This is a genomic window from Nocardia sp. XZ_19_369 (assembly GCF_015355715.1).
In the GTDB taxonomy this organism is placed as follows: domain Bacteria; phylum Actinomycetota; class Actinomycetes; order Mycobacteriales; family Mycobacteriaceae; genus Nocardia.
Genome location: NZ_JACVED010000001.1, coordinates 1,344,257 through 1,359,915, shown reverse-complemented (window position 1 = coordinate 1,359,915; position 15,659 = coordinate 1,344,257). Strand labels below are relative to the sequence as shown.

The window sequence follows — 15,659 nt, the reverse complement described above, 5'->3', positions numbered from 1 at the left end:
ACCTTCATCGATGATCAAGGCGACAGCTCGCTCACGAAATTGCGGTGAGTACATCATCGGCACGGGCGGAGATCCTTCCACGGGTAGGAATCTCACAACCCAGCGGACAGAAGATCAGGACAGCCCAAAGCCGGTCCCTTACCCGTGACGGTTCAGGTTTCACCTAACCAGTGGGCGAGATGGAACCGTGCTGTGCGGCAATCGGGATGTACCGAGCCCAGGGTTTCTACGAAGAGAGGCAGCCAAGCGGCCCACATGTCGCGGTTGTCTGCTGCCCGGACAGTCTCGGAAGCCGCAAGCAATTGCACGGCGGCCGTAGAGTCTCCACAGGTCAAATGATGGCGTACGCCAGCTGCCCGGGCATATTCGACCGTGCGGTCTCCATCCGCTCCCGAGATCGCGGTGGAGATCGCGCGATGCGCCTCAACAACGGGCACTCCGAGTCGGTCGGCTTCATCCTGCGTTGGGGACACGAAATCTTGGTGCGTCATTCCCAACATCTCTTGCCGAGTACCTGAGTTGCCCCGACTGATCAGCGCCCCAAGCGCCACCACAACGTCGCGAACTTCCCTGATGGATAGGTGGTGGCCAAGCACGACTACAGCGTCACGCAACAGCTCGATGGGCATTATCGGACCCGATCCCGCCGCCGCCAAAACAGCTAACACTGCCGCCATCGAATCGTTCGGTGCAGGGGCGGCTGTGCCGAGCGCATACCGGATCCGCTCCTTGACCAGCTCGTCCAGACCACCGTCAGCCGCGGCCTTGCAGGCTCGGTCGTCAGTTATCTCGGTCAACAATCGAGCGAGCAGCCAACCTCCTGCTTCCGTCTGTCGCAGCAGCTGGCCGACAGATTGCTCCCACGCTGAATCACTCGCTAGCCCACGATTTGCAACTGCTCTGGCAAGCTCTTCAACCGTGGGCGGAGGCAGCTCGATGCGATGCATCCCTGCAAAAGTGGCGAGATCATCGATACCCGTCCCTGAACGAATCCCAACAATGACTCTGACATGTGTCAGATCAGAACGACCCGCTAGGTCCGCGATCGCAGTTACGATCAGCTGTCGGACGCCAGGCTCAGCCTGATCAATGCCGTCGATTACCAGATTGATTGGCTCCCATGCTGTTTCGAGCCGCGCAAGCGGCGTGAGCACCAATAGATCGAACAGATCAGCAGCGGAATTGTCTCCACTGGCATCGGCGACGGCCGTAGCGATGGGCGCGAAGCCGTCCACTCGACGACACAGTTGGTCAGACAACTCTCGGGCCAGCGATTCGATCGAGCTGGCTGCTGAGACAAACGCTGCTGCAGCGACGTACTCGGACGTGAACCTCGCTCGCGCAAGTAGGTTGGGCCGGATCAGCAACGACATCAGCGTAGACTTGCCGGAACCGGCCGGACCGACTACCCTGCGCAACCGGCTGGAATTGTCGTTCAAGACCTCCGCGAGCCGGCGACGCAAGGTTTCTGTGATCAGTAAGCCGTTCGTGAGTTGGTCTACGAAACCCGCTGTGGGCCTGCCCCACACCGCGTCATTGCGCCGCGCCGCGTTGGGAACCAACCACAAGCCTGGGTCGCCGCCATGCGCGATGCCCAGATGCCCGGGCATCTGACGCGCACACTCGACTTCCAACGGATCGAGCAAATCTACAGGCATGAGATTCTCCCCACGCAGGGGCAAACCTTGATCGAAGACCGCCAACGTGGTCCGGGTGAAGCACCCCCCGTACGCGGCATCGTTACCAGTCGCTATCAGTAATTCGATCCGTCGCGCGGCCAACTCGATTCGATCGGTTAAATGCCGGGCGGCACCACTCAGACTCTCCTGCGTCTCACAGGCATCGATCAGCACGATCAATCCATCAAGGGCATACCTGTCCAGCTGTTCACTGATCACTTGGATGACGTGGAGGGCAGTATCCGACTCCGGGTGCTGGGGGGAGTCATGCGCAAGCAGAAAAAGTTGCCACCCCCCGTCGCCACGCCGTGGCCGACAAAGCTGAGTAGCAGCGCGGCCTGCCGCCGGGCAGCCAGGGCGAACGCGGCTTTAACTTCCGCTACCAACTCTCGCGACGTTGGATTCAGGAGCGGTCCATCATCCAAGCGAGCAGAGTCCCAGCCACCCAACGTAGTCAACCGCGAATGAAGATCAGTGGCCAACTGCAACGGAAAACCCAACTCACCAAGCACTTTGCACTCGGAACCGACAACGAGCGCAAGTCTCCCACCCATACTGGGAAGATACCGGATACGCACCCGACCCAGTTCCGGATCGAGACGAATCGGTGTGCGAGACATGAACAACGCGGCTACCTCGAGTCGCAATCGACCCGAGGTATGTGCGGCTGAAAGTTCAGATGTGCCTGAAGTTTCCTGCCAATATCCCGCTAAGGAACACGTCCCACTCGTGTGGGGTGAAGGCAAGTACCGGGCCGCGCTTCTGCGCCTTGGTGTCCCGAACAGCCACATTGCCTTCCTTTAGGAAGGCTACTTCTACACAGGCTCCGTCGGGTCCGCTAAAGGTACTCTTACGCCAAACAGCGTCCGTCAGATCAACTTTCACGGCACTAGCTCCTTTGCCTGCGTCGAGAACGCGAATTTACCTGACATGGTTCCGCTCGCACCGAACACCCGCGGGGACCACCGCATGCGTTCTCTGCATAGCGTTAGCACGCGGTTTCTACGGCGCGACATCATCACCCTGCACCACTAGGTGCAAACACCACTTTTGAGGGCTGCCCCCGCAACTCAGACCTTAGCAGGTCTATTGAAAGTTTGCCCAGCTCTTGGCTATTAGGCCATCGCAAATGCCAAGTTTGCGAAGACAAAATGTTGCGGGAACATTGCCCATGGGCATAGACCATTCCTCTGATCGGTCATCCGCAAACGTTACGGCCTATGTGATTGCTCTGTGATCCGTCATCATTTCCGCCTTCGGACACTGGCACATCGACGCCATCGCCGGGGGCAGTGCATGATGGAAGTCATGGTTGACCGCGATCGCGACGACGCAGGTCGCGCCCTCAACTCACGTCCGCGTGATCGATTGGGCCGTCCGCTTCCACCCGGCAGTGTCGGAGTTGCCCGAATTCCCGACGATCTGGACCTGCCGCCGCAGCAAACCCTGACCTTCGCTCAGCAACTGCTGGACGATGGTTTGGCATTCAACGCGCACGAGGTATTAGAGGCGGCGTGGAAGAACGGCCCGTTCGCCGAACGGATGCTGTGGCAGGCGCTGGCCCAGCTCGCTGTCGGTGTCACACACATCCAGCGTGGTAATGCGAAGGGCGCGCGCACGCTGCTCACCCGCGCGATCACCCGGCTCACCGAGTTTCACCCGGCGGACGACGCGGACGTGCCCTACGGCATCGACCGCGCGGGTCTGATCGCGCACGCGCAGGCACTGCTCGACGCCCTGGACGCGGGCACCCCGATCTCGCCGACGGAGCTGACGCCGCGCCTGCGCGGCTGATATCTACGATGGGCATCGTGTCCACGTCATGCCGTACCAGCCGGGCCCGTGCCTGAGCCGGGTGCGGGCCGGTACGCGCCGAGCCCCTCCGGGGACCTGCACGTCGGCAATCTGCGCACGGCCCTGCTCGCGTGGGCGTTCGCGCGCTCGACCGGCCGGCGCTTCCTGATCCGGGTCGAGGATCTCGATCGCGTCCGCCCGGGTGCCGAGCAGCGCCAGCTCGACGATCTGGCCGCGATCGGGCTCGACTGGGATGGTCCCGTGGTCCGGCAGTCCGAGCGGCTGCCGTATTACCAGGCCGCCATCGACCGGCTCATCGCCGCCGGGCTCACCTACGAATGCTTCTGCACGCGAAGGGAAATCCAGCAGGCGGCGACGGCACCGCACGGTCCGCTGGGCGCCTACCCCGGCACCTGCCGCACCCTGACCGAGCAGGCGCGCACCAGGTTTCGTGACGAAGGCCGCCCGGCCGCGCTGCGCTTACGCGCGGCGGCAACCGAATTCGAGATCGTCGACGACCTGCACGGCCGCTATCGCGCCCCGGTGGACGACGTGGTGCTGCGGCGCGGAGACGGCATTCCTGCTTACAACCTCGCGGTGGTGGTCGACGACTCGGCGCAGGGCATCGACCAGGTGGTGCGCGGCGACGATCTGTTGCCGTCCACGCCACGGCAGGCCTATCTCGCGACGCTGCTCGATCTGCCGGTGCCGCACTACGCCCACGTTCCACTGGTACTCAACACCGAAGGGCAGCGCTTGGCCAAGCGCGACGGTGCGGTCACGCTGTCCGATCAACTCGCGCTCGGCAACACGCCCGACCAGGTAGTGGCCGCGATGGCCCGATCATTGGGCTACGCAGCAACGTCGTCGGCGGAGCTCCTCGACAGTTTCGACCCGGCACATCTGCCACGCGAACCGTGGATACTCGACGGGAATGGGTTGTTGCAACGCAGTCGATGTCCGTAACGTACGCATTCGTCCAACTACTGATCACTCGACGAGGACAAACAACTATGACAAGCGGTGGGTACGACCCCAACCAATATCCGCAGGGCGGGCAGCCGTATGGGCAGCCGTACCCGCAAGGCGGCCAGCAACATCCGCAAGGCGGTCAGCAGTATCCGCAGGGCGGCCAACAGTTCCCCCAGGGCGGCCAGCAGTACGGCCAGCAGCCCCAGTACGGTCAGCAGCCGCCGCAGTACGGGCAGCAGCCGCAGTACGGCCAGGCGCCGCAGTACGGGCAGCAGCCGCAGGACGCCTACGGTCAGTACCCGCAGCAGCCGGGCGGTTTCAACAACTACGGTGGGCAGCCGGGTGACCTCGGCACCCGCATCGGTGCGCGCGTCATCGACGCGCTCATCCTGATGATCCCTTATTTCATCCTCTACATGCTGGTCAAGAACAGCATGGGCCTGACCATCGGCCTCGGCCTGGTCTGGACCTTGGTTCAGCTCGGCTACTTCGTCGGCATGGAGACCTCGCAGGGGACCACCCTCGGCAAGAAGGTGCTCGGTCTGAAGGTGCTCGCCCCCGGCGGCGCGGCCAAGATCGACCCGGTCACCTCGCTGAAGCGCAACCTGTTCGTCGCGGCGAACATCATTCCGTGCGTCGGCGGCCTGGTCTCGCTGGGTCTGGCGATCTACATCATGGTCACCATCTCGCAGGACCCGAACAAGCAGGGTTGGCACGACAAGTTCGCCGGCGGCACCCAGGTCGTCAAGTCCTGACGTCGAACGGCTGACACATACGCGCAGGGGCGCACCCGTTTCCGGGTGCGCCCCTGACGTTTTCGGCGGGCGGCTGCTACATGCCGCTGAATCCGGCTACGAACGCGACGACGAACCACAGGATGCCGAGCACGATGGAGCCGACGCCGATCCAGACGCCCGCGAGCGCCATGCCGCGGCCTTCCTGGCCGGACTGCTTGACCTGGTTCAAGGCGATGACACCGAGGATGATGCCGATGATCGAGCCGAGGCCACAGGTGACGAACCCGGCCAGCGAGGAGATCAGCGCGCCGATCGCCATACCGTTGGTGCCCTGCTGCGGCGGCATGCCGTAGGGCTGGTAGGCGGGCTGATAACCGTAGTTCGGCTGCTGACCGTAGGGCTGCTGCGGTTGGCCGTACGGTTGCTGCTGGTAGCCCGGGTACTGCTGTTGCGGCGGGGGCGTCATCGGCTGGGCGGGCTGTTGCGGGTATTGCGGCGTCGACGGGTACCCCGAGGGCTGGTCAGCGTTCGGGTATTGCGGAACAGAGCTCGGAGCACCGGATTCCGGCGATACGCCTTGGCCGCCGTACTGCTTCCACCATTCGTCGGAATCGCCGGGATTCGTCATTGCTACAGGGTATTCCACAACCTGGTTGGATGATGCGGGTGAGTGAGCCGAATAAACCCGAAGCCCCGGAACCTGGGCACCCCGCGCCGGCACATGCGGCATTCGCCCAGGTGGCGCGGGGGTACTACACACCGATCGTGGCGTTGTTCACGGCGACGCTGATCATCTCCAATATCTGCGCGACCAAGGGCGTGCAGTTCTTCACCGATCAGTCGGTGAAGATCGGACCGGTGGAGCTGCTGCCGATCAGTACCGACGGCGCCTTCTTCCTCTTTCCCCTCGCCTACATCCTCGGCGATGTGCTGAGCGAGATCTACGGCTTCCGGTCCGCCCGCCGGGCCATCTACTACGGCTTCGCCGTCCTGCTGCTGACGGTGGTGTGCTTCAAGATCGCGATCGAGTTGCCGGCCGCCGGGTTCTACGAGAATCAGGACGCGTTCCGCACCGTCATCGGCAGCACGCCGCAGCTGGTGGCCGCGGGCCTGGCCGGTTACTTCGTCGGCGAGATGCTGAACTCCGCGACGCTGGTACTGATCAAGGAACGCACCAAGGAAAAGCACCTGTGGGCGCGACTGATCGGCTCCACCGTGGTCGGCGAGTTCGGTGACACGCTGATCTTCTGTTCGATCGCGGCCACCGCCATCGGCATCGACTCGTGGAGCCAGTTCGTGAACTACGTGATCGTCGGCTTCCTGTGGAAGACGCTCGCGGAGATCCTCGTGCTGCCGATCACCTATCGGGTGATCGCCTGGCTCAAGAAGAACGAGCCGACCTACGCACCGCGCAAAGAACCCGCACTACAAAGCTGAAAGACGTTGGCGGCCACCGGACTGCACGCCGTGGAGTCCGGGGCCGCCGGTCTACGGCGTCGGGATGCGGCCCTTCCAGCGACCGAGTGTCTCGGCCTTGTGCTCGTCGAAGTAGCCGCCCTCGATGCTCTCGCGGATCCGGTCGACCAGCCGAATCGTGTAGCGCTCGTTGTGAATGGTGCACAGGGTGGCGGCCAGGATCTCCTTGGCCTTGAAGAGATGGTGCAGGTAGGCGCGGGTGTAATTGGCGCAGGTGTAGCAGTCGCAGGTCTCGTCGATGGGCGTGAAGTCACGCCGGAAACGACTGGTGTTGATGTTGAATCGGCCCTCGGCGACATAGATGGCGGCATTGCGCGCAACCCGGGACGGGTTCACACAGTCGAAGGTGTCCGCGCCGTTCTCCACGGCGGTGAAGATGTCCTCCGGCTCGCTGATGCCGAGCATGTGCCTCGGCTTGTCCTCGGGCAGTTCGTCGCAGCACCAGCCGACGATGGTGCCGAGGTTGTGCTTCTCCAGCGCGCCGCCGATGCCGTAACCGTCGAAACCCGTTCCCGCGCTGCCGCGCAATGATTCCAGGCCGCGACAGGCCTTGCGCCGCAGGTCTTCGTACTGCGCGCCCTGGATCACACCGAACAGCGCCTGGTACGGGCGGTGCGTGCGGGCCGCGGTCAGTCGCTCGTGCTCGTCGAGGCAGCGCTGCGCCCACTCGTGCGTGCGCTGCAACGACTTCTCTTGATAGCCACGGGTATTGAGCAGAGTGGTGAGCTCGTCGAAGGCGAACATGATGTCGGCGCCGAGCTGATGCTGGATACCCATCGACACCTCGGGGGTGAACCGATGCGTCGAGCCGTCGAGGTGCGAGCGGAAGGTGACGCCGTCGTCGTCGACGGTGGCCAGTCGCTCCTTACCCTTCGCGATCACATCATCGCTGCGGACATCGACCGCTTCCATCGCGAGCACCTTCTTGAAACCGACGCCCAGCGACATCACCTGGAAGCCGCCGCTGTCGGTGAAGGTGGGCCCCGGCCAGTTCATGAACTTGCCGAGCCCGCCCGCCTCGTCCACGATGTCGGACCCGGGCTGTAGATAGAGGTGGTAGGCGTTGGCCAGCAGAGCCTGCGCGCCGATCTCTTTCATCGTCTCCGGCAGCACCGCCTTCACCGTCGCCTTGGTGCCGACGGGGATGAACGCGGGGGTGGCGATATCGCCGTGCGGCGTGCTGATCACGCCCGATCGGCCGTGCCGCGCTTCCAGGCGCTTACGAACAGCGAACGAAAAAGATCCGGGTCCAACCACTCGGCCATCCTCCCAGGTCCGCGACCCGCCCCGCACCGAGGCAACCCAAGCCGGTGAACCGAGCGTTCTCGACCTGGGCGACAACTCCACGAGCCGGGCGTTCTCGATCCAGCTACACCTCGGCCGCTGCCGCCGCGAACTGCGCGTTGTAGAGGCGGTAGTAGGCGCCGCGTTCCGCCAGCAGGCGTTCGTGGGTGCCGTGTTCGACGATGCGGCCCGCCTCCATGACAACGATCAGGTCGGCGTCGCGGATGGTGGACAGGCGGTGCGCGATGACGAAGCTGGTGCGGTCACGGCGCAGGGCCGCGGTCGCGTGCTGCACCAGCAGTTCGGTGCGGGTGTCCACCGAACTGGTCGCCTCGTCCAGGATCAGGATGGACGGTTTCGCCAGGAACGCCCTGGCAATGGTGATCAGCTGCTTCTCGCCGGCGCTGACGCCGGAGCCCTCCTCATCGATCACGGTGTCGTAGCCGTCGGGCAGCGCGTGCACGAAACGGTCCACGTACGCGGCCCGCGCGGCTTCGAGGATGTCCGCTTCACCGGCGTTCGGGTTGCCGTAGGCGATGTTCTCCCGGATGGTCCCCTTGAACAGCCAGGTGTCCTGCAGCACCATGCCGATGCGCGAACGCAGGTGGTCGCGGCTGATCCGGGTGATGTCGACGCCGTCGATGGTGATCGCGCCGGAGTCCAGTTCGTAGAACCGCATCAGCAGATTCACCAGCGTGGTCTTGCCCGCGCCGGTCGGGCCGACGATGGCGACCACATGGCCGGGTTCGGCGAGCAACGACAGCCGTTCGATCACCGGCTGCTCCGGTTCATAGCGGAACGAGATGCCTTCGAACTCGACCTGCCCGCGGTCGACCGGGCGGGTGTCGGCCACCGCCGGGTCGGGGCTCTGCTCCTCGGCGTCGAGGATCTCGAAGATCCGCTCGGCCGAGGCGACGCCGGACTGCAGCAGGTTCGCCATCGCGCCGATCTGGGTGAGCGGCTGGCTGAACTGACGCGAGTACTGGATGAAGGCCTGCACGTCGCCTAGCGAGAGCTGGCCCGTCGCGACCCGCAGGCCGCCGACCAGCGCCACCAGCACGAAGTTCACGTTCCCGAGGAACATGATCGCGGGCATGATCAGCCCGGAGATGAACTGTGCCTTGAAACTCGACTGGTACAGCTCCTCGTTGCGCTTGTCGAACTCCGCGCCGACCTCGCGGTTACGGCCGAACGCGGTGACGATCTCGTGCCCGGTGTAGGCCTCCTCGACCTGCGCGTTCACCAAACCGGTGTTCTTCCACTGGGCCACGAAGTGCGGCTTGGAGCGCTTGGCGATCAGCGCGGTGACGTACACGGCGGCGGGCACGGTGAGCAGGGCGATCAGCGCCAGCAGCGGCGAGATCCAGAACATCATGACCAGGATGCCGAGCACCGTGAACACCGAGACGATCAACTGGCTCATCGTCTGCTGCAGGCTCTGCGCGACGTTGTCGACGTCGTTGGTGACCCGGCTCAGCACGTCGCCGCGCGGTTGAGAGTCGAAGTAGCGCAACGGAAGTCGATGGATCTTGTCCTCGATGTCGCTGCGCAGCCGCTTGACCGTCCGGTTGATCACCAGGTTGAGCAGATAGGCCTGCAACCAGCCGAACACCGACGCGCCGAGGTAGAGGGCGAGCACCAGCAGCAGCACCCGGCCGACCGCGTCGAAGTCGACGCCGACCCCGGGCACCACGTGCATGGCGCTGAGCATGTCGGCAAAGGTGTTGTCGCCCTTGGCCCGCAGGTACTCGACCGCCTGCTCCTTGGTGGTCCCCGCGGGCACATCCAGCTGCTTGCCGACCACACCGTCGAAGACGATGTTGGTCGCCTTACCGAGCAGGTACGGACCGAGGGTGTTCAGCACCACCGAGACGATGGCGAGCGCCACGACGAGCCAGACGAACATGCGTTCCGGCGCGAGCCTGCGCAGCAGCCGCTTCAGCGACGGTCCGAACGACTTCGGCTTGGCGTCCGGCGCACCGGGGGCCGGCATTCCTGGCCTCATCGCACCTCTTCCGCGCTCAGCTGGGACGACACGATCTCTTGGTATTCCTTGCAGTCGCGCATCAATTGCTCGTGCGTACCGACCCCGGCCATCTCGCCGTCCTCCAGCACCACGATCTGGTCCGCGTCACGAATCGTGGTAATCCGTTGCGCCACAATGATCATCGCGCAATCCCTGGTCGCCGGCCGCAACGCGTCCCGCAAGCGGGCGTCGGTCGCCACGTCCAGCGCGGAGAAGGAGTCGTCGAACAGATAGACCCGGGGCTGCTTGACCAGGGCCCGCGCGATGGCGAGCCGCTGGCGCTGACCACCGGAGACCGTCGTGCCACCCTGGGCGACCGGAGTGTCCAAGCCCTGCGGCATCGCGCGCACGAAGTCGGCGGCCTGCGCGATCTCCAGACAGCGCCACAGGTCCGCGTCGGTGGCGTCCGGATTGCCGTAGCGCAGGTTGCTGGCCACCGTCCCGGAGAACAGATAAGCCTTCTGCGGGATCAGGCCGATCTGCGCGCGCAGCAGTTCGAGGTCGATGTGCCGGACATCGGTGCCGCCGAGGTAGACCGCGCCGTCGGTGACGTCCATCAGCCGCGGAATGAGGTTGAGCAGCGTGGTCTTGCCCGAACCGGTGGCACCGACGATGGCGGTGGTGGTTCCCGGCTTCACTTGGAACCGAATGGCTTTCAGCACAGGCTTCTCGGCGCCGGGGAACGCGAACTCGGCGAACTGGAAGTCGACATCCGCCGGGTCGCCCTGGAACGGTTGCGGCAGCGGCGGCGGGACGACCGACGACTCGGTCTCGAGCACCTCGCCGATCCGGTCGGCGGAGACCGCGGCGCGCGGCGCCATCATGGCCAGGAACGAGGCCATCATCACCGCCATCAGGATCTGCATGATGTAGGAGAGCAACGCGGTGAGCGAGCCGATCTGCATGGTGCCCGCGTCGACGGCGTGCCCGCCGAACCAGATCACCGCGACGGCGGTGACATTGCTGATCAGCATGACCAGCGGGAACATCAGCGCCATCAGCCTGCCGACGCGCAGCGCGGTATCGGTCAGTTCGGAGTTGGCGACGCCGAAGCGCCAGGTCTCCTGGCGTTCCCGGACGAAGGCCCGCACGACGCGGATGCCGGTGATCTGCTCGCGCAGCACCCGATTCACCTCGTCGATCCTGGTCTGCATGTCCCGGAACCCGGGCACCATCTTGCTGATGATGAAAGCCATCGACAGGCCGAGCGCCGGCACCGCGATCAACAGCAACCAGGACAGGCCGAGGTCTTCACGCAACGCCATGACGATGCCGCCGACGCACATGATCGGCGCCATCACCAGGATGGTCGCCGACATCGCGATGAGCAGCTGCACCTGCTGAATGTCGTTGGTATTGCGGGTGATCAGCGAGGGTGCGCCGAACATGCCGACCTCGCGCGCGGAGAAGGTGCCGACCCGATGCAGCAGTGCGCCGCGCATATCGCGGCCCGCGCCCATGGCCGCCTGCGCCCCGAGGTACACCGAGCAGCCCGAGGCGACGATCTGCACGCCGGTGACCGCGAGCATCCACAGGCCGGTGCTCCAGATGTATCCGATATCGCCCTTGGTGACGCCGTTGTCGATGAGGTCGGCGTTGAGACTCGGCAGATACAACATGGCGATCACCGAGATCAACTGCAACACAACGACCCCGGCCAGCTGGGCGCGGTAGGGGTGCAGATAGGTGCGCAGTAGTCGAATCAGCATGATGGATCGCAGGCTACCGGCAACCGGTGACGGGCGTCGTAGACATTTCTGACCAGCATCAATACCCTCCAGTAGAGGCGCTTACCCATTAATCGCGCGGCCCTGGCAGCTGATCATCCGGTGCGTTTTGTCGATCGCCGACCTAATTCAGCGGATGCTCTCGGCGCGCCCACGCACCCGGGTCGTTGGTGAGCGCGTCGACGAACTCGGGCAGCCGATCGTCGGCGACCTCATCGATCGACACGTTCTCCAGTACCGCACGAATATTCACCCGTAAGGCGATCCAGACCCGTTGCAGCGATTCGGCCGCACCCGAATACGTCACATCCTCGGGGCGCTCGCCGCGCACCGAGGCGAGCGGGCCCTCGATCGCCCTGATCACATCGGCGATGGAGATCTCCGACGCCGGGCGGGCCAGCCAGTAACCACCGTCGGGCCCGCGCCTGCTGATCACCAGATCGGCGCGGCGCAGATCGCCGAGCACGGTCTCGAGCACCTTCGGCGGGATGCGCTGCGCGGTCGCGATGGCGTCGGCCTTGACGACCGGCGCCGCCTGCACGACCGGGCCGCTCGGGACCTGATTCAACCGCGGTGCGCGGGCGATTTCGAGCAGCGTCCGCACCGCGTAGTCGACCTTCGCGGTGATGTGCACAGCGTCTCCTGGCGTTGGCGGTGGTCCGACGAGTAGCTGCAATCTACGCGCTACGCAGCGAAGTCAGCACGCAGGTCGCCGCATCGAGCAGCGTGGCTTCCACCAGCGCGTCGTCGGCGCCGGGTGCGAACTCCTTGGACATCAGCGCGACGCCGAGCATCGCGAGCGCGGCGCTGGCGCGCAGCTTGGCTTCATCGGTGGCGTCCGGGCCGGCCAGCCATTCGCGCAGGGTCTGGTCGTCGTCGACGAGATCGGGATGCCGGTCGGCCATCGCGTTGACGATCGTCACGGTGTCGCGCAGCACCAGCGCCCCCGCGTCGCGGTGGTGCACCATGCCGCGCAGATAGCTGCGCAGCACGTAGCGAATGCCGTCCGCGTCGCGGGGCGTCCGGTCCAGATCGACGACCACCGAACGCAGGTGATCGATGATCGGATCGATGATCGCGTGCAGCAGATCGAGCTTCGAAGCGTAGTGATAGTAGAGCGACGCCTTTGTGATTCCCACCGCATCGGCGACCTCGCGCAGGCTGGTCTGCTCGAATCCTTTGTCACCGAACAGCTTCACCGCGGCGTCGCGTATCGCGGATTTAGTGCCCCGACCAGCGGCAACGGTGGCGGGGACGGAACGAGCGGCCATCAAGTGATCCTCTCACCATTCGTGCGCCGAGCTAACGATGCCCGCGAAATTGAGGTTGTGCCTCCGCTTAGACCTCGATAGTCTACCTACCGCACGGTAGGCAGAAAGCGCCAGTGGAGGCGGGGGCATGCAGGGCATCCCGCGAGTGCTGTCTACGGCTTAATCAGCACGCACCCAGCTATCGCTAGGAGATCCTTCGTGTCCGTTTATCTGTACCGATGGGGAAAGTTCGCTTTCCGAAGAAAGTGGATAGTACTGCCCGCCTGGCTCGTGCTGTTCCTGCTCCTCGGCGGCCTCGGCGCACAGCTCAGCAAGCCGATGACCAACGACTTCAGCATGCCGGACCTGCCGTCGGCCCGCGCCAACGACATTCTCGACCAGCACTTTCCCGGCGCCTCCGAGGCATTCAAGTTCGACGCCGTCACCGGCACCTATGTGATCGGCGCGCCGGCCGGCCAAAAGCTCACCGACCAGGTGAACCGGACGGCCCTGGACGCCTTCATCGCCAAGCTCGGCGCACTCGACATCGTCGACCACAGCAAGCCGATCGTGAACCCGGTCGAAGCGGCCGACAAGATGGGCTGTCTGGCCAATCCCGATCCGGGATCGTGCAGTGGCGCGCCGCTGAACGTACTGAGCAAGACCGTGCCCGACTCGGTCGCGGTGCTGAACGTGCCGTTCGCCATCAAGAAGTTCACCGACGTCACCGACGAGCAGCGCGACGCGGCCTACGCGGTCGCCGCCGACGCGCGCAACGCCGGGCTGACCGTCGAGATGAGCGGCTCGATCGCGATGAAGCAGGAGGCGCCGAGCGGCAAGTCCGAGCTGATCGGCATGGGCGTCGCGCTGGTCGTGATGATCGTGGCGTTCGGCGCGATCGTCGCCGCCTTCGTGCCGATCGTCACCGCGATCGTCGGCCTCGGTGCGGCCACCTCGCTGATCATGCTGGGTACCTCGGTGATCGAGGTGCCGAGCTTCACCACCTTCCTCGCCTCGATGATCGGTATCGCGTTGTCCATCGACTACGCGCTGTTCATCGTCTCGCGCTACAAACATGAACTGGCAGTGCAGGATTCGCCGGAGGAAGCGGCCGGTATGGCGCTCGGCACGGCCGGGTCCGCGGTGGTGTTCGCCGGTCTGACCGTGATCATCGCGCTCGGCGGGCTCAGCATCGTCGGCGTGCAGTTCATGACCTTCATGGGGCTGGGCGGCGCGATCGCCGCCGGATTCGCGGTACTCACCGCGGTCACGCTGATGCCCGCGCTGCTCGGCGCGTTCGGCCGGTTCCTGTTCAAGCCGAAGCTGCCGCTGGTCGCCAAGCACGACCCGGAGGACGACAACTCGGTCACCAACGGCATGCGCTTCGGCAAGCTGATCGGCAAGGCGCCGTGGGTCGCGCTGATCCTCAGCGTCGTGGTGCTCGGCGCGCTGGCCGCGCCCGCGGCCGGACTGAACCTCGGCCTGCCCGGCGACGACAGCCAGCCGAAGACCTCCACCATTCGCAAGGCCTACGAGCTGCGCACCGAGGGGTTCGGTGAGGGCAGCAACGGCGTGCTGAACGTGGTGGCCGACCTGTCGAAGGTGCCTGCGGAGAACCGGGACAACGCGGTCAAGGCCTTGCGCGACAAGCTGTCCGCCTACCCCGGCATGGACTACGTGACCGAGCCGCAGTGGAGCGAGGACAAGCAGGGCGTGCTGCTCGACGGCGTGCCGAAGTCGGGTCCGAACAACCAGGCCACCAAGGACCTGGTCAGCGACGCCCGCGACGCGGAAGGTCAGCTGAAGGCCGAGTTCGGCATGGAATACGGCATCACCGGCACCACCGCCATCTATGCCGACGTGGACAACGTGCTGCTCGGCAAGATCGTGCCGTACCTGGCGATCGTCGCCGGTGCCGCGTTCGTCCTGCTGATTCTGGTGTTCCGCTCGATCCTGGTGCCGCTGACCGCGGCCTTGGGCTTCCTGCTCTCCATGGCGGCGACGTTCGGCGCGACCGTGCTGATCTTCCAGGAGGGCAAGTTCGGGCTGATCGAGGACCCGCATCCACTGGTCAGCTTCCTGCCGATCATGTTGATCGGCTTGGTGTTCGGCCTCGCGATGGACTACCAGGTGTTCCTGGTGACCCGGATGCGCGAGGAGTTCGTCAACGGCAAGTCGCCCAAGGACGCGGTCGTCGCCGGTTATCACCACGGCGCTCGCGTGGTGACCTCCGCGGCCATCATCATGATCTCGGTGTTCGGCTCGTTCCTGATGGAGACCGACGTGACGGCGAAGTCGTTCGGCTTCGCGCTGGCGGCCGGTGTGCTGTTCGACGCGTTCATCGTCCGGATGGTGCTGATCCCGTCGCTGCTGATCCTGATGGGCAAGTGGTCGTGGTGGATTCCGCAGTGGCTGGACCGGATCCTGCCCGACATCGACGTCGAGGGCGCGAAGCTGCGTGAACTGCAGCAGCGCTCGGCGGACACGGTGAAGGAGCCGGTCGGCGTCAGCTGATCACCCGGTAGAACCTCTCGGCCCCGCACCCGTTCTCGGGTGCGGGGCCGAGTCGTATCCGGAGTCGGTTCTTGATCTTGTGCGCCGTCCGCAGCAGACTCAGTAGCAGTTCGGCCTCCAGCTCGGTAGTTCCCCGGCGGGTGCAGTCGGCCCGCGCGCGTTTTGTCGCTCGATCCGGCACGACTCGATCACCGCGAGGA

General features: G+C 64.9%; 14 protein-coding genes. 5 read left to right on the top strand and 9 right to left on the bottom strand.

Annotated elements, in window-relative coordinates; all coding sequences use genetic code 11:
* Nucleotides 1–152: 152 nt before the first annotated feature.
* Together IBX18_RS06275 and IBX18_RS06270 are read right to left on the bottom strand one after the other, a co-directional pair.
* A complete protein-coding gene (locus IBX18_RS06275) occupies nucleotides 153–1,898 on the bottom strand; it encodes an ATP-binding protein (protein WP_194832668.1) in 1,746 nt (581 codons plus the stop codon).
* Between the two features lie 456 nt (nucleotides 1,899–2,354).
* A complete protein-coding gene (locus tag IBX18_RS06270; protein WP_194832667.1) occupies nucleotides 2,355–2,564 on the bottom strand; it encodes a DUF397 domain-containing protein in 210 nt (69 codons plus the stop codon).
* A 423-nt stretch (nucleotides 2,565–2,987) separates the two neighbouring features.
* Here IBX18_RS06270 and IBX18_RS06265 point away from each other — a divergent pair, with 423 nt between their 5' ends.
* Genes IBX18_RS06265 through IBX18_RS06255 form a run of 3 tightly spaced genes read left to right on the top strand, consistent with a single transcriptional unit; the run spans nucleotide 2,988 to nucleotide 5,200 of the window.
* Complete coding sequence (locus IBX18_RS06265) at nucleotides 2,988–3,473, top strand: DUF309 domain-containing protein (protein ID WP_194832666.1); 486 nt, start codon at nucleotides 2,988–2,990, stop codon at nucleotides 3,471–3,473.
* A gap of 48 nt (nucleotides 3,474–3,521) precedes the next feature.
* Nucleotides 3,522–4,439, top strand: coding sequence for a tRNA glutamyl-Q(34) synthetase GluQRS (gene gluQRS / locus IBX18_RS06260; RefSeq protein WP_194832665.1), 918 nt, complete (start codon nucleotides 3,522–3,524; stop codon nucleotides 4,437–4,439).
* Nucleotides 4,440–4,486: 47 nt separating this feature from the next.
* The gene (locus IBX18_RS06255) at nucleotides 4,487–5,200 is read left to right on the top strand and encodes an RDD family protein (RefSeq protein ID WP_194832664.1); all 714 of its coding nucleotides are present in this window, start codon (nucleotides 4,487–4,489) and stop codon (nucleotides 5,198–5,200) included.
* Between the two features lie 76 nt (nucleotides 5,201–5,276).
* On the opposite strand, the gene IBX18_RS06250 is transcribed toward IBX18_RS06255, so the two are convergent.
* Nucleotides 5,277–5,810: a DUF4190 domain-containing protein gene (locus tag IBX18_RS06250; protein ID WP_194832663.1), complete on the bottom strand. Its 534-nt coding sequence runs from the start codon at nucleotides 5,808–5,810 to the stop codon at nucleotides 5,277–5,279.
* A 29-nt stretch (nucleotides 5,811–5,839) separates the two neighbouring features.
* Here IBX18_RS06250 and IBX18_RS06245 point away from each other — a divergent pair, with 29 nt between their 5' ends.
* Nucleotides 5,840–6,619 (top strand): queuosine precursor transporter, encoded by a 780-nt coding sequence (locus IBX18_RS06245; RefSeq protein WP_194832662.1) that lies wholly within the window; start codon nucleotides 5,840–5,842, stop codon nucleotides 6,617–6,619.
* Between the two features lie 51 nt (nucleotides 6,620–6,670).
* Here the strand turns inward: IBX18_RS06245 and tgt are convergent, their stop codons facing one another.
* From tgt to IBX18_RS06220, 5 genes are all read right to left on the bottom strand, one after another.
* Complete coding sequence (gene tgt / locus IBX18_RS06240; RefSeq protein ID WP_194832661.1) at nucleotides 6,671–7,915, bottom strand: tRNA guanosine(34) transglycosylase Tgt; 1,245 nt, start codon at nucleotides 7,913–7,915, stop codon at nucleotides 6,671–6,673.
* Nucleotides 7,916–8,027: 112 nt separating this feature from the next.
* Nucleotides 8,028–9,947 (bottom strand): ABC transporter ATP-binding protein, encoded by a 1,920-nt coding sequence (locus tag IBX18_RS06235; protein WP_194832660.1) that lies wholly within the window; start codon nucleotides 9,945–9,947, stop codon nucleotides 8,028–8,030.
* On the bottom strand, nucleotides 9,944–11,677 hold the full coding sequence (locus IBX18_RS06230; protein ID WP_194832659.1) for an ABC transporter ATP-binding protein: 1,734 nt from the start codon (nucleotides 11,675–11,677) through the stop codon (nucleotides 9,944–9,946). The genes IBX18_RS06235 and IBX18_RS06230 overlap by 4 nt, the downstream gene beginning before the upstream one ends.
* A gap of 142 nt (nucleotides 11,678–11,819) precedes the next feature.
* Nucleotides 11,820–12,329, bottom strand: a complete 510-nt coding sequence (locus tag IBX18_RS06225) for an Rrf2 family transcriptional regulator (RefSeq protein ID WP_194832658.1) — start codon at nucleotides 12,327–12,329, stop codon at nucleotides 11,820–11,822.
* 43 nt (nucleotides 12,330–12,372) lie between these two features.
* A complete protein-coding gene (locus IBX18_RS06220) occupies nucleotides 12,373–12,966 on the bottom strand; it encodes a TetR/AcrR family transcriptional regulator (protein WP_194832657.1) in 594 nt (197 codons plus the stop codon).
* A 198-nt stretch (nucleotides 12,967–13,164) separates the two neighbouring features.
* On the opposite strand from IBX18_RS06220, the gene IBX18_RS06215 reads away from it, so the two are divergent.
* The gene (locus IBX18_RS06215; RefSeq protein WP_194832656.1) at nucleotides 13,165–15,459 is read left to right on the top strand and encodes an MMPL family transporter; all 2,295 of its coding nucleotides are present in this window, start codon (nucleotides 13,165–13,167) and stop codon (nucleotides 15,457–15,459) included.
* On the opposite strand, the gene IBX18_RS06210 is transcribed toward IBX18_RS06215, so the two are convergent.
* On the bottom strand, nucleotides 15,452–15,640 hold the full coding sequence (locus tag IBX18_RS06210) for a hypothetical protein (RefSeq protein WP_194832655.1): 189 nt from the start codon (nucleotides 15,638–15,640) through the stop codon (nucleotides 15,452–15,454). The genes IBX18_RS06215 and IBX18_RS06210 overlap by 8 nt on opposite strands.
* Between the last annotated feature and the right edge of the window lie 19 nt (nucleotides 15,641–15,659).